This window comes from Escherichia sp. R1, from assembly GCF_003000935.1.
Classification (GTDB): Bacteria; Pseudomonadota; Gammaproteobacteria; order Enterobacterales; family Enterobacteriaceae; genus Escherichia; species Escherichia coli.
On sequence record NZ_PSRU01000036.1, the window covers coordinates 1 to 18,231 of the forward strand.

Annotated in this window: 16 protein-coding genes and 4 pseudogenes; 7 read left to right on the top strand and 13 right to left on the bottom strand. The window is 48.0% G+C overall.

Annotation, left to right across the window (positions count from 1 at the left end):
* A pseudogene (locus tag C4F37_RS27600) lies at window positions 1-115 on the bottom strand (class I SAM-dependent methyltransferase); the annotation flags it as partial.
* Between the two features lie 161 nt (window positions 116-276).
* Here C4F37_RS27600 and C4F37_RS25565 point away from each other — a divergent pair.
* A pseudogene (locus tag C4F37_RS25565) lies at window positions 277-450 on the top strand (tail fiber assembly protein); the annotation flags it as partial.
* Between the two features lie 231 nt (window positions 451-681).
* On the opposite strand, the gene potB reads toward C4F37_RS25565, so the two are convergent.
* Entirely contained in the window at window positions 682-1,545 is an 864-nt protein-coding gene (gene potB, locus C4F37_RS25570; RefSeq protein ID WP_001538615.1) for a spermidine/putrescine ABC transporter permease PotB, read from the bottom strand.
* Window positions 1,529-2,665 (bottom strand): spermidine/putrescine ABC transporter ATP-binding protein PotA, encoded by a 1,137-nt coding sequence (potA, locus tag C4F37_RS25575; protein WP_000531578.1) that lies wholly within the window; start codon window positions 2,663-2,665, stop codon window positions 1,529-1,531. Before potA ends, potB begins: the two co-directional genes overlap by 17 nt.
* Window positions 2,666-2,914: 249 nt before the next feature.
* On the opposite strand from potA, the gene pepT reads away from it, so the two are divergent.
* The gene (pepT, locus tag C4F37_RS25585) at window positions 2,915-4,141 is read left to right on the top strand and encodes a peptidase T (protein ID WP_000359446.1); all 1,227 of its coding nucleotides are present in this window, start codon (window positions 2,915-2,917) and stop codon (window positions 4,139-4,141) included.
* Between the two features lie 48 nt (window positions 4,142-4,189).
* Here the strand turns inward: pepT and roxA are convergent, their stop codons facing one another.
* From roxA to rluE, 8 genes are all read right to left on the bottom strand, one after another.
* Window positions 4,190-5,311 carry a [50S ribosomal protein L16]-arginine 3-hydroxylase gene (gene roxA / locus C4F37_RS25590; RefSeq protein WP_001295435.1) on the bottom strand — a complete coding sequence of 374 codons (1,122 nt, stop codon included), beginning with the start codon at window positions 5,309-5,311 and terminating at the stop codon, window positions 4,190-4,192.
* Window positions 5,312-5,386: 75 nt separating this feature from the next.
* Entirely contained in the window at window positions 5,387-6,847 is a 1,461-nt protein-coding gene (phoQ, locus tag C4F37_RS25595; protein WP_000735412.1) for a two-component system sensor histidine kinase PhoQ, read from the bottom strand.
* Window positions 6,847-7,518: a two-component system response regulator PhoP gene (phoP, locus tag C4F37_RS25600; RefSeq protein ID WP_001265481.1), complete on the bottom strand. Its 672-nt coding sequence runs from the start codon at window positions 7,516-7,518 to the stop codon at window positions 6,847-6,849. Before phoP ends, phoQ begins: the two co-directional genes overlap by 1 nt.
* 169 nt (window positions 7,519-7,687) lie before the next feature.
* Entirely contained in the window at window positions 7,688-9,058 is a 1,371-nt protein-coding gene (gene purB, locus C4F37_RS25605) for an adenylosuccinate lyase (protein ID WP_001538616.1), read from the bottom strand.
* Between the two features lie 3 nt (window positions 9,059-9,061).
* Window positions 9,062-9,703: a high frequency lysogenization protein HflD gene (hflD, locus tag C4F37_RS25610; RefSeq protein ID WP_001295971.1), complete on the bottom strand. Its 642-nt coding sequence runs from the start codon at window positions 9,701-9,703 to the stop codon at window positions 9,062-9,064.
* A gap of 35 nt (window positions 9,704-9,738) precedes the next feature.
* A complete protein-coding gene (mnmA, locus tag C4F37_RS25615) occupies window positions 9,739-10,845 on the bottom strand; it encodes a tRNA 2-thiouridine(34) synthase MnmA (RefSeq protein WP_001298466.1) in 1,107 nt (368 codons plus the stop codon).
* 53 nt (window positions 10,846-10,898) lie between these two features.
* Entirely contained in the window at window positions 10,899-11,360 is a 462-nt protein-coding gene (nudJ, locus tag C4F37_RS25620) for a phosphatase NudJ (protein WP_000476093.1), read from the bottom strand.
* Between the two features lie 9 nt (window positions 11,361-11,369).
* Complete coding sequence (rluE, locus tag C4F37_RS25625; RefSeq protein WP_001248679.1) at window positions 11,370-12,023, bottom strand: 23S rRNA pseudouridine(2457) synthase RluE; 654 nt, start codon at window positions 12,021-12,023, stop codon at window positions 11,370-11,372.
* Window positions 12,024-12,194: 171 nt separating this feature from the next.
* Between rluE and icd the strand changes: the two genes are divergently transcribed.
* The 3 genes from icd (at window position 12,195) to C4F37_RS25640 (ending at window position 16,256) form a co-directional block, all read left to right on the top strand.
* The gene (icd, locus tag C4F37_RS25630) at window positions 12,195-13,445 is read left to right on the top strand and encodes an NADP-dependent isocitrate dehydrogenase (RefSeq protein WP_001773892.1); all 1,251 of its coding nucleotides are present in this window, start codon (window positions 12,195-12,197) and stop codon (window positions 13,443-13,445) included.
* Between the two features lie 436 nt (window positions 13,446-13,881).
* Entirely contained in the window at window positions 13,882-15,399 is a 1,518-nt protein-coding gene (locus tag C4F37_RS25635; RefSeq protein ID WP_001556895.1) for an AAA family ATPase, read from the top strand.
* Window positions 15,399-16,256 (top strand): HNH endonuclease, encoded by an 858-nt coding sequence (locus C4F37_RS25640; RefSeq protein ID WP_001556896.1) that lies wholly within the window; start codon window positions 15,399-15,401, stop codon window positions 16,254-16,256. The genes C4F37_RS25635 and C4F37_RS25640 overlap by 1 nt, the downstream gene beginning before the upstream one ends.
* 268 nt (window positions 16,257-16,524) lie before the next feature.
* Here C4F37_RS25640 and C4F37_RS25645 read toward each other — a convergent pair.
* Both C4F37_RS25645 and C4F37_RS25650 read right to left on the bottom strand, forming a co-directional pair.
* Window positions 16,525-17,651, bottom strand: a pseudogene (locus tag C4F37_RS25645) (site-specific integrase).
* Window positions 17,632-17,820 carry an excisionase gene (locus C4F37_RS25650; RefSeq protein ID WP_071589359.1) on the bottom strand — a complete coding sequence of 63 codons (189 nt, stop codon included), beginning with the start codon at window positions 17,818-17,820 and terminating at the stop codon, window positions 17,632-17,634. The pseudogene C4F37_RS25645 and the gene C4F37_RS25650 overlap by 20 nt, the downstream one beginning before the upstream one ends.
* 23 nt (window positions 17,821-17,843) lie before the next feature.
* On the opposite strand from C4F37_RS25650, the pseudogene C4F37_RS25660 reads away from it, so the two are divergent.
* Window positions 17,844-18,101, top strand: a pseudogene (locus C4F37_RS25660) (transposase); the annotation flags it as partial.
* Window positions 18,102-18,168: 67 nt separating this feature from the next.
* The coding region (locus tag C4F37_RS28060) for a hypothetical protein (RefSeq protein WP_223277051.1) at window positions 18,169-18,231 on the top strand (63 nt) is incomplete at its 3' end.

Sequence of the window (18,231 nt, forward strand, 5' to 3'; positions counted from 1 at the left end):
CCTTTGTAGGACATCCCCATGCAAGCCGATTTGATACTCCCAAAACCCACCAGTCATAAAGCTTTAGGGTAAGTGGTGTGTAAATTTTAGCCCCATCATCTGTGTTTTTTTTCATTAGTTTCACCGTATTATAGTTTTATTTGTGAATTAAATCAATTATGGCGATGAATTACAAGGGGTTAAATGCTGCCGCAGCATAGCGATATTGAAATAGCCTGGTATGCTTCGATACAGCAGGAGCCGAATGGCTGGAAGACCGTCACCACACAGTTCTACATCCAGGAATTCAGTGAGTATATTGCGCCACTGCAGGATGCTGTAGATCTGGAAATCGCAACGGAGGAAGAAAGATCGTTGCTGGAGGCATGGAATAAATATCGGGTATTGTTGAATCGTGTTGATACATCAACTGCACCTGATATTGAGTGGCCGACTTCACCTGCAGAGTAATCAACGGCGCAGGGATGATATTTTGTGCTTGAAGTGCCTCCCCGACCATTCAGATAGTCGGGGAGGGGTATTGGGATTATACGCAATCAGTTTTAGTTAAAGACCGAAGCTCTCGAAAAATCTTTCTCCAAAACCAGAATGGAATTGATTGATTTTGATAGGATCTATAACGTCGTTACCTTAAACGGCAAAACCACTCAAAAACAAACTTAATGCATTGAATATAAAGGATTAATCATCTAATTCGCTCACCTTCTTATTCAGCAGACGAGAAGCGCGCCAGTAAACCAGCAACATCAGGCCCATTACGATAGTCAGCGTAATGCTGGTGGCTGCACCAAACGGCCAGTCACGAATATTGAGGAACTGTACCTTGATGACGTTACCGATCAGCAGGTTTTTCGCACCGCCCATCAGGTCGGACACATAGAACAGGCCCATCGCTGGCAGCATCACCAGCAGACATCCGGCAATAATTCCCGGCATCGTTAGTGGGATAATGATGCGGATAAAGGTCTGCAACTTGCTGGCACCGAGATCGCGCGCCGCCTCAAGCAACGGCTTATCCAGTTTTTCGATACTGGAGTACAGCGGCATCACCATAAACGGCAGCAGAATGTAAACCAGACCGATAATCACCGCACCAGGCGTGAACATGATGCGAATTGGTGTATCGATAACGCCCAGCCAGAGCAAAAACTCGTTGAGATAGCCTTTGGTGCTGAGGAAAATTTTCAGCCCGTAAATACGAATCAATGAGTTGGTCCAGAACGGAACAATCAGCAGAAACAGCAGCAGCGGACGCACCTTGTGTGGCAGCTTCGCCAGAAACCAGGCAAAAGGATAGCCCAGCACCAGGCAGGCGAGGGTGGCGATCAGCGCCATATTCAGCGAGTGCAATAGCACTTCAAAATAGAGCGGATCGAGCAGACGCGTGTAGTTATCCAGCGTAAAGACCATTTTGACGAAACTGGCGTCGTCGCGGGTCAAAAAGCTGGTGCCAATGATCATCAGGTTGGGCAGAAAGACAAACAACACAAGCCAACCGACAATAGTGACAATCACTACATTCTGGAACTTACTTGTGTTCTTCATCAGCCAGTACGACCTCCCAGCTTTCTACCCAATTAATGGCCATTTTTTGGTCGAGAGAGTGGTCAAAGTCAGGATCGTCTTCATTGAAGAATTCGCTGACCATCACCATCTTGCCATTTTCCAGCTCAACAACCGACTCCAGCGTCATGCCTTTGTAGTTACGCTCGCGAACGTAACCAATCAGCCCTTCGGCGTGGTTGTCGTCGTTAATCTCTTCAACACGTAAGTCTTCCGGGCGCAGCAGAACATGCAGTTTTTGCCCCGGTTCAACGGCGAAGTTAACGTAGATATTACATTCGCGGCCTTCAACGTTGGCGCGTACGCGCTGCTCGTCGAGACGTTCGATGACAGTGGCGTTAAACATATTGATTTCGCCAATAAACCCGGCAACAAACAGGTTTTTCGGCTCTTCGTAGATTTCACGCGGCGTGCCGTCTTGCTCAATGCGACCATCGCGCATCACCACGATCCTGTCCGACATGGTAAGTGCTTCTTCCTGGTCGTGAGTTACGAACACGAATGTAATGCCAAGCTTACGCTGTAACGCTTTCAGCTCGTTCTGCATTTGCTTGCGCAGTTTGTAATCCAGCGCTGAGAGCGACTCATCCAGCAACAACAGACGAGGCTTGTTAACCACCGCGCGAGCAATGGCGACGCGTTGCTGTTGACCACCAGAGAGCTGATGCGGTTTGCGTTGAGCGAAGGTTTCCAGCTGCACCATCCGCAGGGCTTCCATCACGCGGGGCGTAATTTCAGCAGCGGGGGTTTTTTGCATGCGCAACCCAAAGGCCACATTTTCGAACACGGTCATGTGGGGGAAAAGTGCGTAGCTTTGGAAAACAGTGTTCACATAGCGGTTTTCCGCCGGAACGTGGGTGATGTCCTCGTTATCCAGCATGATGCGTCCGGAATCAACAGTTTCCAGACCTGCAATCAGGCGAAGAACGGTTGTTTTACCGCAGCCAGAAGGGCCAAGCAGCGTGAGGAACTCGCCATTGTTGATAGTCAGATCCAGCTGGGGAATGACCTCTTTACCATCAAAGCATTTGCGAATTCCCGCCAATTGCACCAGCGGTGAAAGCGAATTCGGTTGTTTATTCAATTTTTTACTCTGTCCCATGTAAACGCAACGGATGGCTTACCGATGCGGGGTTTGTGGTTAACCACCTTGGTGACTCTTAATGAGGGCGGTAATTCTACGGCAAACCGCTTGAATCGCCAATCTTTGTTGTGAATTACTGGCTTAGCTTTATATTCATTAAGGTAATGCTGATAAATATTCCCGCTTGCAGGGCTAAAAGTGACCTGACGCAATATTTGTCTTTTCTTGCTTCTTAATAATGTTGTCACAAAAAGTGAGGGTGACTACATGGATAAACTACTTGAGCGATTTTTGAACTACGTGTCTCTGGATACCCAATCAAAGGCAGGGGTGAGACAGGTTCCCAGCACGGAAGGCCAATGGAAGTTATTGCATCTGCTGAAAGAGCAGCTCGAAGAGATGGGGCTTATCAATGTGACCTTAAGTGAGAAGGGCACTTTGATGGCGACGTTACCGGCTAACGTCCCTGGCGATATCCCGGCGATTGGCTTTATTTCTCATGTGGATACCTCACCGGATTGCAGCGGCAAAAATGTGAATCCGCAAATTGTTGAAAACTATCGCGGTGGCGATATTGCGCTGGGTATCGGCGATGAAGTTTTATCACCGGTTATGTTCCCGGTGCTGCATCAGCTACTGGGTCAGACGCTGATTACCACCGATGGTAAAACCTTGTTAGGTGCCGATGACAAAGCAGGTATTGCAGAAATCATGACCGCGCTGGCGGTATTGCAACAAAAAAACATTCCGCATGGTGATATTCGCGTCGCCTTTACCCCGGATGAAGAAGTGGGCAAAGGGGCGAAGCATTTTGATGTTGACGCCTTCGATGCCCGCTGGGCATACACCGTTGATGGTGGTGGCGTCGGCGAACTGGAGTTTGAAAACTTCAACGCCGCGTCGGTCAATATCAAAATTGTCGGTAACAATGTTCACCCGGGCACGGCGAAAGGAGTGATGGTAAATGCGCTGTCGCTGGCGGCACGTATTCATGCGGAAGTTCCGGCGGATGAAAGCCCGGAAATGACAGAAGGCTATGAAGGTTTCTATCACCTGGCGAGCATGAAAGGCACCGTTGAACGGGCCGATATGCACTACATCATCCGTGATTTCGACCGTAAACAGTTTGAAGCGCGTAAACGTAAAATGATGGAGATCGCCAAAAAAGTGGGCAAAGGGTTACATCCTGATTGCTACATTGAACTGGTGATTGAAGACAGTTACTACAATATGCGCGAGAAAGTGGTTGAGCATCCGCATATTCTCGATATCGCCCAGCAGGCGATGCGTGACTGCGATATTGAACCGGAACTGAAACCGATCCGCGGCGGTACCGACGGCGCGCAGTTGTCGTTTATGGGATTACCGTGCCCGAACCTGTTCACTGGCGGTTACAACTATCATGGTAAGCATGAGTTTGTGACTCTGGAAGGTATGGAAAAAGCGGTGCAGGTGATCGTCCGTATTGCCGAGTTGACGGCGCAACGGAAGTAAGCGAAAAGGGATGCGGCATGTGATGCCGCATCCGGCTTAAATCCAAACTTACCCTTCGAAGAACCAGTATCCGCTATTGACCAGCGCCGCGAGCATCGCGAGGAATGACGGATCTTCCAGCGCATCGCCAAAATTCTCCGCGGTCAGCGCAATGTTGCTGGCGAGCGCATCCAGTGCCGGACGGTGCGGGGAATCGATCTTCTCACCATTGGCATACACGTCGTCGCCAATGCGCAATACGCGCAGACCCCCCAGGCGCACCAGCACATCACCTTGTTTCAGCGCATCGTAGATTTCATCCGGCTGATAAGGCGGCTCTGGCGGCGCGATGTCCAGTTCATGACGTGACTGGGATATAAACTCGCCAAACCATTGTTTAAAGTGTTCCGGCTGGTTGATCAATTCGAGCATCATCTCACGCAGTTTATCCATCTCTTGCGGCAGAACGTCCGCAGGATGAGCGCGAGGTGGAACATCAGGATCGCTGTAGTAGTTGCCGCCCAGTTCACGTTGCAGCACATAATCGGCAAATCCGCTAATCAGTTCCCGCGTATTTGGCGCGCGAAAACCCACGGAATAGTTCATCGCATTTTCCAGCGCGTAGCCTTCATGCGGGAATCCTGGCGGAATATAAAGAATATCGCCAGGCTCCAGCTCTTCATCGATGATGGCTTCGAACGGATCGACCTGTAACAGGTCCGGGTGCGGGCAGTGCTGTTTCATTTGCAGCTTTTCGCCCACTCGCCAGCGACGACGACCGGTACCCTGAATGATAAACACGTCGTACTGATCGAGATGCGGGCCGACGCCGCCGCCCGGTACAGAAAAAGAGATCATCAGATCATCAATACGCCAGTCCGGTAGTTCACGGAACGGTCGCATTAGCGCGGCGGTCGGCTCATGCCAGTGGTTCACTGCTTGCACTAACAATGACCAGTTAGTTTCACCGAGATGATCGTAGCTTTCGAATGGACCGTGGCTGACCTGCCATTTGCCATCCTGATGACTGACCAGTCGACTGTCGACTTCGCTTTCCATCGCCAGACCCGCCAACTCGTCTGGAGAGATTGGGTCAATAAAATTATTAAAGCCGCGTTTTAACACCACCGGGCGTTTCTGCCAGTGACGTTCAAGAAAATCGGGCCAGTTAAGAGTGAGTTGGTATTCCATGTTAAGCATCCACAGGCTGGTATCTGCAACCGATTATAACGGATGCTTAACGTAATGCGTGAAGTATGGACATATTTATTCATCTTTCGGCGCAGAATGCTGGCGACCAAAAATCACTTCCATCCGCGCACCGCCCAGCATGCTCTCTCCGGCGACGATTTTACCCTCATATTGCTCGGTGATTTCGCGGGCTACCGCCAGCCCCACACCTTGCCCAGGGCGTAAAGTATCAACCCGTTGACCACGGTCGAAAATGACCTCTCGCTTGCTTAATGGAATACCGGGGCCATCATCCTCGACCACAATATAGAGATGCTCGTCGGTTTGCCTTGCAGAAATTTCGACAAACTCGAGGCAATATTTACAGGCGTTATCCAGCACGTTGCCCATCACTTCGACAAAATCATTCTGCTCACCAACAAAGCTGATTTCTGGCGAGATATCGAGAGAGATATTGACCCCTTTGCGTTGATACACTTTGTTCAGCGCCGAGGTGAGATTGTCCAACAGTGGGGCGACCGGATGCAGCTCGCGGCTAAGCAATGTCCCGCCGCGCATACTGGCACGATGCAGGTAGTAGCCAATTTGCTGTGAAATGCGGCTGATTTGCTCCAGCATTACCGGCTCAGCATCACTGACGCTCATCTTCTCACTACGCAGAGAACGCAGCGTACTTTGCAGCACCGCCAGTGGCGTTTTCAGACTATGGGTCAGGTCGGTGAGCGTCGTACGATATTTGTCGTAACGTTCGCGTTCACTTTTTAACAGTCGGTTCAGGTTTCGTACCAGACTGGTCAGTTCTCGCGTTGTGGCTGGATTGAGCAATTCACGGTTATGTTCTTCCAGTTCGCGGACTTCTTTTGCCAGGGCTTCGATGGGGCGTAAACTCCACCAGGCGGCGACCCACAGCAGCGGGATCACTAACAGCAGATTGGCTGAGAGCACATAGATAAACCAGCTCCAGACCATATAGGAACTTTTTAGCTCCACCGGAATGGTATCCACCACCACAATGGTTAACTTTGGCATCCGCGATGTTGCCGGGTAGACGTTTACCGCCACCGAGTGGGTCATCTCCGCGTCGTCATCATCTTCCCGCACTTCCTGCAACTGTTGCTGTATCGAATGATCTCCACTCAGCAAGAGGCTGGTATCGTTAACATCCGCTTCAATTTCATGAAAACCATTCGATTTCAGCCAGTCAGGCTGGATCATCTTCATCAGCCAGGGCACGTCACGTTGCGCCCATAAAAGCTGCCCGTTCTCATCATAAATTAGTGTCATCGTGGGGCTTTGCTTGTCGATATTTTCGGGTAACTCGACATGCAACTTATTGTTTTCCCACTTCGCAAGGGTATAGAACAGATTGCTCTCGCCACGTAACAGCCGAAACGTGGTTTTATCGAAACTGACGCTATAACCGATCAGCGCAACCATTCCGTAGGCAAGCGAAAGCACCAATACTACTGCTGCCGTTGCTAACAGAAAACGTACCCGCAGCGAGAGCGGGAAAAAAAGACGCAGTAATTTTTTCATCAGCGCAATTCGAACAGATAGCCCTGGCCGCGAACGGTGGTAATCACTTCTTGCGGATATTGTGCCTGTATTTTTTTGCGCAGACGTCCCATCAGTACATCTATGGTATGACTTTCCCGCAGCTCCGCATCCGGATAGAGTTGGAGCATTAACGAATCTTTGCTCACCACTTTGCCATTATTGCGTATCAACGTTTCCATAATGGTGTATTCGAACGCGGTCAGTTTGATCACTTCGTCATTAATAGATAATTCACGGCGGGAGAGATCAACCTGAAACGGGGGTAGCGAAATGACCTGTGAAGCCAGACCGCTATTACGCCGCATTAATGCCTGCATTCGCGCCATCACCTCTTCAATATGAAACGGTTTAGTCACGTAATCATCAGCACCGGCACTTAATACTTCGACTTTGTCCTGCCAGCTTTCACGGGCGGTTAATACCAGAATCGGCAGTGAAACATCATTGCTACGCCAGCGGCGAATCAGTGACAGACCGTCCTCGTCGGGCAAACCGAGATCGACAATCGCAATATCCGGTAAATGTTCATTGAGATAATAATCGGCTTCTTTGGCATCTTCTGCGTCATCGACCTGATGACCAGCATCCTGAATCTGAACTTTAAGATGGTGACGTAACAACGCATTGTCTTCAACAACCAGTACGCGCATTTTTTATTTCTCCCTGTCTTAATTATTAAAATAGTGTAACGCGATTATGTGGTTATGGGGGTAAACATTAAATAAACCAGCGGGGAGGGGAGGTAAAGTGAAAAAATAAAAAGTGGATAATCTTAATAAGCAGGCCGGACAGCATCGCCATCCGGCACTGTTTTGAGGCTTATTTCAGCTCATCAACCATGGTGATGGCGCGACCAATGTAGTTAGCCGGCGTCATCGCTTTCAGGCGGGCTTTCTCTTCTTCTGGCAACGCCAGACCATCGATAAACTGCTTCATGCCTTCGGCGTCAACGCGCTTACCGCGAGTCAGCTCTTTCAGCTTCTCGTACGGTTTTTCGATGCCATAGCGACGCATAACTGTCTGGATTGGTTCAGCCAGCACTTCCCAGTTGTGATCCAGTTCATCCAGTAGATGGTCACGGTTCACTTCCAGTTTACTCACGCCTTTCAGGGTGGATTGATACGCAATCAGCGCATAACCGATACCCACGCCGAGGTTACGCAGCACGGTGGAGTCGGTCAGGTCACGCTGCCAGCGGGAAACTGGCAGTTTGCTTGCCAGGTGCTGCAATACCGCGTTGGAAAGCCCCAGGTTTCCTTCGGAGTTTTCGAAGTCGATCGGGTTAACTTTATGCGGCATGGTGGAAGAACCAATCTCACCAGCAATGGTTTTCTGTTTGAAGTGGTTAAGGGCGATATAACCCCAGACGTCACGGTCAAAGTCGATCAGAATGGTGTTGAAGCGCGCAACGCAATCAAACAGTTCGGCAATGTAGTCGTGCGGTTCGATCTGGGTGGTGTACGGGTTCCACTGAATACCCAGCGAGGTGACGAACTCTTCGCTGAACTGATGCCAGTCAACTTCCGGGTAAGCGGCGATGTGGGCGTTGTAGTTACCGACCGCACCATTGATTTTGCCGAGGATCTCCACCTGATTAAGCTGGCGGTACTGGCGCTCCATACGGTAGGCGACGTTTGCCATCTCTTTACCGATGGTTGACGGCGTGGCTGGCTGACCGTGGGTACGGGACAGCAGCGGGATATCGCGATACTGAACGGCGAGATCTTTAATGCCATCAATCAGTTGACGCCAGTACGGCAGGATCACTTCATCACGCGCGGTTTTCAGCATTAATGCGTGGGAGAGGTTATTGATATCTTCCGAAGTACAGGCAAAGTGGATGAATTCAGAAACCGCGTGCAGTTCCGGGATCTCCGCCACTTTTTCTTTCAGGAAATACTCAACCGCTTTAACGTCGTGGTTAGTGGTACGCTCGATGGTTTTGATGCGTGCTGCATCTTCTTCGCTGAAACTGGCGACAATTGCATCAAGGTAACCGATTGCGTCGGCAGCAAAAGCAGGAACTTCCTTGATCGCTGCGTGCGCGGCCAGTTTTTGCAGCCAACGTACTTCAACTTGTACACGGAATTTCAGCAAACCGTATTCGCTGAAAATCCCGCGCAGCGCGCTGACTTTATCGCAGTAGCGTCCATCGACAGGGGAAACGGCGGTCAGTGAGGATAATTCCATAGATCACAACTCCGGGGTTAAATGAGCAAGAATTTGTTTTGCCTGAGTGGTCAGGCGATTACGAGAAAACATCAGTTGCAGACGACCGCCGCCGACCTGGTGCCAGAGCACGGCGGCGCGAATGCCTGCCAGCAGGGTTGCGCGAACTTTCGCCTGCACCTGTGGGCTTTGCAGTACAGCAGGGGAACCAGTGACCTGAATGCGCGGGCCAAGCGGGCTGATAACATCAACATAGATGGCAGCCATCGCGCTCATCAGCGTTTCGGACTGTAAATCGAAGTGTTCGAGCTGGCGTTGCAGGCCGTTGATCCGGTTGCCCAGAGTGTCGAGCGCACCTTTCGCTGAGGAGAGTTTGCGCTCAAGCACCATCAGACTGAGTGTGTAGCGGGTTAATTCGGCGTTTAAGCCCTGGCGACTGCTGGCATTGAGTACGCCGAGCAAGGTTTCCAGCCCGACGCGCAGGTTGGCTTCGCTACCGCCAAAAACCGCCAGCGTTGAGCTGGGGTTCATATCGATAATACTGTTGAGTGAGACGTGTAGCGCATCGCCATCACAATGCCCCTGGTGAGCGAGTTGTTGCACCAGGCGTGCCGACTGACAAATACCGGCAAGGGCGAGGGTGATGTCATAGTAATTCTTTGCCACGTTCACTGCTTCCTTGTTTTAAGTAAAGATAATAATCAGACCGGCAGCGGCAGACGCTGCTCAATAATACCGCCACCGAGGCACACTTCACCGTTATAGAAAACGGCAGACTGGCCCGGCGTCACGGCGGCAACCGGCTCATCGAAAATCACTTCAATGCGATCAGCGTCCAGCGCCTTGACGGTGCACGGGATGTCGGTCTGGCGATAGCGGGTTTTTACTGTGCAACGCATAGTACCGGTGAACGGCTCGCGATCGACCCAGTGCAGCTGCTGGGCAATCAGACCGACAGACATCAGACGCGGGTGTTCATGGCCTTGCGCAACAATCAGAATGTTGTTTTCGACGTCTTTATCGACCACATACCACGGTTCTTCGGTGCCGTCTTTGGTGCCACCGATACCCAGACCTTTACGCTGACCGAGGGTGTGATACATCAGCCCCTGGTGCTCACCAATTTCATCGCCATCGACGGTAATGATTTTGCCCGGTTGCGCCGGGAGATAACGGCCCAGGAACTCGCGGAATTTACGCTCGCCGATAAAGCAGATACCGGTAGAATCTTTTTTCTTCGCGGTGACCAGACCGAGATCTTCAGCAATCTTACGCACCTGCGGTTTTTCCAGTTCGCCGACCGGGAACAGGCTTTGCGCAATTTGCTCATGGCTGAGCGTATAAAGGAAGTAGCTCTGGTCTTTATTGCTGTCCAGACCACGCAGCAGGCGGCTCTTGCCATCGACATCTGCCCGACGTACGTAATGACCGGTAGCGATATAATCGGCACCTAAATCTTCGGCGGCAAATTCGAGGAAAGCTTTAAATTTGATCTCTTTGTTGCACAGAATATCCGGATTTGGCGTGCGGCCGGCTTTATATTCGGCAAGGAACAGTTCGAAGACGTTGTCCCAGTACTCGGCAGCAAAGTTAACGGTGTGCAGTTCAATGCCGAGCTTGTCGCAGACAGCCTGGGCATCAGCCAGATCCGCTGCCGCTGTGCAATATTCCTCACCGTCGTCTTCTTCCCAGTTCTTCATAAACAGGCCTTCGACCTGATATCCCTGTTGTTGCAACAGCCAGGCAGAAACGGAGGAATCGACACCGCCGGACATGCCGACGATTACTTTTTTTGCGGTTTCAGACATTGGATCACTCACGACATTGAACTTCAAGGCGGCGTATTCTATCACGCAGCCTTTTAGATGACACCCTTTGTAAAAGGCCAGTTAAAATCGCCAATCATCTCCAGCGGATAGCGTTGCCCGCTTTGATAACAACGAATACTTTCCGCCACCAGCGGCGAACGAAGATTTGACGCCTGTAAAATTTCTTCGGCGCTGACCCAACGGCAGCAGTCGATATCGCTGTCATGAGGCTGCGTCGGGCATATTTGCTCAAGCTCAATGGCAAAGAGGAAACGCAAAAACGGCGTTTTATCTGGCGCAATCCACTGATGCATACGAATAAAGTGTTGCGGCTGCGCGCTGATGCCGGTTTCTTCCCACAGCTCACGGGCGGCGGCTTCCACTAAGGTTTCATCGGCTTCCAGGTGCCCGGCAGGCTGGTTCCATAACGCTTTACCATTAATCGTCTCTTCAACGACTAAAAATTTGCCTTCTGCGTGCACCACGCAGGCAACGGTAACGTGCGGTTTAAACATTTTGCATCCTTAATCTGTCGCTTCTCGCCATTCGCCATTGGCAAGATTATCCAAAGAGTAATTCCCCATCGCATAGCGAATCAGTCGCAGCGTGGGGAAACCAACATGGGCGGTCATGCGGCGCACCTGGCGATTACGTCCTTCATATAAGGTGATCTTCAGCCAGCTGGTGGGAATACTTTTGCGCTCACGAATTGGTGGATTCCGCGGCCATAACCACGCGGGTTCTTCAACCAGCTCCGCGCCTGCGGGCAGGGTAGGGCCATCATTTAAGGTTACACCATTGCGCAAGGCTTCAAGTGCGTCTTGTGTGGGAATACCTTCCACCTGCACATAATAGATTTTTCCGGTGCGTTTACCCGGCTGGGTTAAACGCGCCTGCAACGCGCCGTTATTGGTCAGCACCAGTAACCCTTCGCTATCGCGGTCAAGGCGACCTGCTGCATAAACGCCTTGAACCGGGATGAATTCTTTTAATGTTTTGCGTCCGGCTTCATCGGTGAACTGCGGAAGAACATCGTAGGGTTTATTGAACAGGATCACACGCGTGGGCTGGTTGTCAGGTTTTCGTCTGGTAGAACGTTGCGAGCTGAATCGCTTAACCTGGTGATTTCTAAAAGAAGTTTTTTGCATGGTATTTTCAGAGATTATGAATTGCCGCATTATAGCCTAATAACGCGCATCTTTCATGACGGCAAACAATAGGGTAGTATTGACAAGCCAATTACAAATCATTAACAAAAAATTGCTCTAAAGCATCCGTATCGCAGGACGCAAACGCATATGCAACGTGGTGGTAGACGAGCAAACCAGTAGCGCTCGAAGGAGAGGTGAATGGAAAGTAAAGTAGTTGTTCCGGCACAAGGCAAGAAGATCACCCTGCAAAACGGCAAACTCAACGTTCCTGAAAATCCGATTATCCCTTACATTGAAGGTGATGGAATCGGTGTAGATGTAACCCCAGCCATGCTGAAAGTGGTCGACGCTGCAGTCGAGAAAGCCTATAAAGGCGAGCGTAAAATCTCCTGGATGGAAATTTACACCGGTGAAAAATCCACACAGGTTTATGGTCAGGACGTCTGGTTGCCTGCTGAAACCCTTGATCTGATTCGTGAATATCGCGTTGCCATTAAAGGCCCGCTGACCACTCCGGTTGGTGGCGGTATTCGCTCTCTGAATGTTGCCCTGCGCCAGGAACTGGATCTCTACATCTGCCTGCGTCCGGTACGTTACTATCAGGGCACTCCAAGCCCGGTTAAACACCCTGAACTGACCGATATGGTTATCTTCCGTGAAAACTCGGAAGACATTTATGCGGGTATCGAATGGAAAGCAGACTCTGCCGACGCTGAGAAAGTGATTAAATTCCTGCGTGAAGAGATGGACGTGAAGAAAATTCGCTTCCCGGAACATTGCGGTATCGGTATTAAGCCGTGTTCGGAAGAAGGCACCAAACGTCTGGTTCGTGCAGCGATCGAATACGCAATTGCTAACGATCGTGACTCTGTGACCCTGGTTCACAAAGGCAACATCATGAAGTTCACCGAAGGCGCGTTTAAAGACTGGGGCTACCAGCTGGCGCGTGAAGAATTTGGCGGTGAACTGATCGACGGCGGCCCGTGGCTGAAAGTTAAAAACCCGAATACCGGCAAAGAGATCGTCATTAAAGACGTGATTGCTGATGCATTCCTGCAACAGATCCTGCTGCGTCCGGCTGAATATGATGTTATCGCCTGTATGAACCTGAACGGTGACTACATTTCTGACGCCCTGGCAGCGCAGGTTGGTGGTATCGGTATCGCCCCTGGCGCAAACATCGGTGACGAATGCGCCCTGTTTGAAGCCACCCACGGTACTGCGCCGAAATATGCCGGACAGGACAAAGTAAACCCAGGCTCTATTATTCTCTCCGCTGAGATGATGCTGCGCCACATGGGTTGGACCGAAGCGGCTGATTTAATTGTTAAAGGTATGGAAGGCGCAATCAATGCGAAGACCGTAACCTATGACTTCGAACGTCTGATGGAAGGCGCTAAACTGTTGAAATGTTCAGAGTTTGGTGACGCGATCATCAAGAATATGTAATCACTACATGTGTTAAATATTATAACGGGCGTATAACACGCCCGTTGTTTTTTGTTAGCCTGCTAACGGTTATCAAAATTTTATCAAAATAAGTTATCAAAACCCCTTGGTTGTTGGGGGGCTGCCAGATGGCAGTTCTCCTGCTAGGTTCCCTCGGGGCATTCCTCAGCTTTTTATTATTGCTGGTGGATGGCCGTTAATATTTAAGATCTGTTATGCGCCAGACGCTGTGCTTACTAGAATATTGTTGTGTCAAATGGTTTGGTATACTCTGATTGTGGCTAATATGTAAATCATTTTAACTAATAATTAAAATTTCTGAGGGTACTCGAGTTTTCTTATATATTTAACTTTCTCGCAATATACATTTACGTTTCTGTTGTTGTTTTTGATATAATTCAATGAGTCTCAACAAAACAAGATTTTCGGAAATTATATGGATATCATTATTGTACCCCGAGACCAACGTATTCCTGCCTCAGGCATTAGTACGGCTTACTTGCATGTGGATCATTGGAATGACTTTTCATTCATTACAATGTTTTACATGTATCTGTTTGATCAGAAAGGTGAACGCCATGAAATTGGGAATGTCAAGATTGGTTTTCAAGGACAAACAACTCAACAATCAACTTACTCCACATTAGGGGACAGGTTTAAAATTCTCCCAGAAGGATATTTTTCCGTTGGTCAGGATGTCGACTATTATCAGAGGATTTCAAATTTACCAGAATCCGTCAAAGTTTCGTTACTTGAGGCGCTCAAAGATATTGCTTATACGCCAGAACTTATAGATTTCGTTAAGAATGAAGCGGTCTTTAAAACGTCTTTGCTTCGGTATGTTAGCCTGTCTGTTATTAAAGGACAGTTTGCGCGAGTGCTTGAGGGAAAGAGTCCACTGACTAATTTTGAGTTTAAGTTCATTCGCCCTGCACAAGACAAAATTTCCGATATTGAATTATCATTTAAGGTAAAAGTAGGAGAAAAACCAAGTACCAATATTCATGCGATCATAGGTCGTAATGGTGTGGGGAAAACGACGATTCTAAATGGAATGATTGAAGCTGTTACCAGTAAAGGTACGTCGAACGCAAAATTTTATGATCTGGAGGGGTGGAGAGAAGACCCGATTGATAATGATTACTTTAGTAGTTTAGTCTCTGTGTCATTTAGCGCATTCGATCCATTCGAGCCACCAAGTGAACAACCTGATCCATCAAAGGGAACTTGCTACTTCTATATAGGTTTGAAAAAAAAAGGAGAGTCGCTGAAAGGGCTAAATGATATTCATGAAGACTTTCTAGAAGCTTTGACGCTATGCTTTAGCCAGCATCCTAAGCGTGAAAGATGGCTGAAGGCCATTGATACTTTGGAGTCTGATGAAAATTTTGCAAGCATGGAGCTGAAAAATCTAGCGGAATACAATGATGAGATGCTCGTTAGTAATGCACGGAAATGTATAAAAAGGATGAGTTCCGGTCATGCGGTTGTGTTATTAACACTCACACGTTTAGTCGCAACGGTAGAAGAAAAAACGTTAGTGCTAATTGATGAACCAGAGAGCCATCTTCATCCTCCGTTGCTGTCTGCTTTTATTCGTGCGCTGTCTGATTTGCTACTTGACAGAAATGGTCTTTCTATTATTGCTACTCACTCACCTGTGGTACTTCAAGAGGTCCCTAAACGATGTGTTTGGAAAATTAATCGTTCTAGATTATCTACCGAATCTCGCAGGCCAGACATTGAAACATTTGGTGAGAATGTAGGAATCTTAACAAGAGAGGTGTTTGGTCTTGAAGTTGTCAAATCTGGTTTTCACGATTTATTAGTCCAATCAGTTAAGTCAGGTGGAACATATGAGGAGATAGTTGATGAGTATCGTAACCAGCTTGGTGTTGAAGCTCGAGCTCTATTAAAAGCGCTTGTCACACACAGAGATCGGAGTGTTAAGTAATGTTGAAACTTAAACAACCTGCTTACACATATGCCGATATGCTGACTAGTTGCCGCGAAGGCATAACCGGTAATCCGGGCTTGTTGCTGAAAGTAAATGAAGCAATAACTGATTTGCAAACACTGGCAGCTTCATATAGCGCATCGGCATCAACTGGTGAGCTTTATACAATACAACCATTGAAAAACAAAGATAAGGAAGACCCTATTGTTGTCGGTCGGTTAAAGAAATCTGACTTTGTTAAGCTTTATGGCAATTATGTTGTTGGGAAGAAAAAGCCTGCTCGAGCTATTTATGATTCCCTGATTACTGCTGCTAATGAAAAATGTCCATATTGTGGTGGAATTGGGCGCCCTCGAAATTTAGATCATTATTTGCCTAAAGCTTACTATCCTCAGTTTTCTATATTGCCAGTTAATCTGGTGCCTGCTTGTCGAGACTGTAATATGGATGGCAAAGGGGAAGTTTTTGCAAGAAATGAAGCAGAACAGATCATACATCCCTATTTAGACGATAGCCGTTATTATGATGAACAGTGGATATCGGCTAGATACTTGGCTGGCAAAAATGATGAGCCAGGAGTTATTGAGTATTTTGTTTCTCCACCGGCTGATTGGGATGAAGCACACAAACAAAGAGTGGAAAAACATTTTAACGATTTTGATTTGTCTTTAAGATATTCGAAAGAGGCTAGTGCGAGATTAGTTGTACTTTTAGCTCTATATAACTCAGTGCTACCACTCTCCAGAGATAAAAATGCTGCTAAACACCTTATATTTCAAACAATAATTAATAAATCGCCTTTTGTGAATCATTGGGAACGGGTTATGTGTTTGGCTCTTATGTCAGACTTGTAGTAATGCTTGAAGTTTTTATTTCTGTTCTAATTTCGTAGTTCCATTTTATTAAATAGATACCAAGCTCTATGCATAAGAGCTTGGTATCTATTGAAATTAAGCTCAATAACTGATCTGCTCTCCATTGATTAACACGTCACAATATTAGTAATGTAACTATTAGGTTTCGAGATTAACTGCGAACTTCTGCTTTTTGCTCAAAGTGGACTGTTTGGTTCTTTTTCAAGTGTAGTTCGAAATTCAAGGTGGCGTTAAGGCACTTAATGCTTTACAACGCTACTTTACTCCATCCTTTACCTCGATCATCATGATAACGATCGGTTTGCTGTTGCGTTTTATGACCAAGTAGTTTTTGTGTATTTAAACCCTGTTCTTTATACAAACGTTCTGATAAAGACCTTTGTTCATGAAATGTTGCGGGAGAACCTTCACCCCAGTTAATTCCTGCTAAATCCCTCGCTTTACTGAAATTCATCGTCAATGTATTGGCTTTAACCTGCGCGCCGCGTTCAGCCTGTGAGGTAGTACGAAAAAAATGTACAAGGTATGGGCTGACAGCATAGTCACGGCAGCGGGCTACTACATCGCGCAAACTCCATTTAATCGCATTGAGACGCAGGGAAAGCGGGATGGCGATTTTGCTCCCGGTTTTTTCCTGGATGACATGGAGATGATCATCCCAAATATCGCTAAATTTCATACGCGAGATATCACCTAACCTCTGGCCGGTAACCAGTGCTAACAGCATGGCATTCCCCATATAACGATGACTGGCATCAGCGATATCAAAGATTTTTTGCCACTCTTCAAGACTTAACCGTTGTCGGGTAATTTTTCTTCTGGGCTGTTTGGTGGCTAATGCCGGGTTATAGCCAGGGGGACTTCTCCGTAGTGTTGCGCCTCTTTGAAAACATCAATCAGTACGGAACGAACTACTTGCGCCATTCTCGGCTGTCCGGCGGCGATATACTCGTCAAGCAACTGGGCTATATCCCTGACATCAACGGCTGAAATTAACTTCAGTCCTGCTCGTTCCCTGAGCAAGGATACTGGTTTGGCTTTCTGTTTATAGGTGTTGAGCTTTATATCGCCACTTTTCAGTCTGTCTTCCTGGATTGCTTGATAGCGATCTAACCAGGTTGACGTTGTGATTGCTTTTCCTTTGCTGGTTGCGATCCTGTCACTGATAGCTAGAATCTGCCGGGTTCTTTGCTCAGCTAGGCGTGTATTGGCCTCAGTGGCAATAGCAATGGCTTCAGCTTCGTTTGTGCCCAAAGAATGAAACTTCCCGGTCACTGGATGCTTATATCGCCAATAAACTTTATTTACTTTTCTGCTATAGAGCGGATACAAGTTCGGGACTGAAACATTATTCTTACGTGGTCTGGCTGCCATTACTTAAAATCCTTTGTAGAATAATAGAATCACTTTTCTTAATGACAGGAGTAACTAATTCTCCAACTAACTCTGCGTCCTCACGTACTCGCCATAGTCGACCTTGTTTCATTGCCGGTGTGTAGTGGCACACTGAATTTGGCCACCTGAACAGAGGTGATATGCTCACCTCAGAACAACACAGGTGCTCCAATGAAAAAAAGAAATTTCAGCGCAGAGTTTAAACGCGAATCCGCTCAACTGGTTGTTGACCAGAACTACACGGTGGCAGATGCCGCCAAAGCTATGGATATCGGCCTTTCCACAATGACAAGATGGGTCAAACAACTGCGTGATGAGCGTCAGGGCAAAACACCAAAAGCCTCTCCGATAACACCAGAACAAATCGAAATACGTGAGCTGAGGAAAAAGCTACAACGCATTGAAATGGAGAATGAAATATTAAAAAAGGCTACTGTAGATTCAATTGGTCAACGCAACAGTTATGTGAAAACATGGGGTTGCGGAGGTTTTTTGAATGAGACGAACATTTACAGCAGAGGAAAAAGCCTCTGTTTTTGAACTATGGAAGAACGGAACA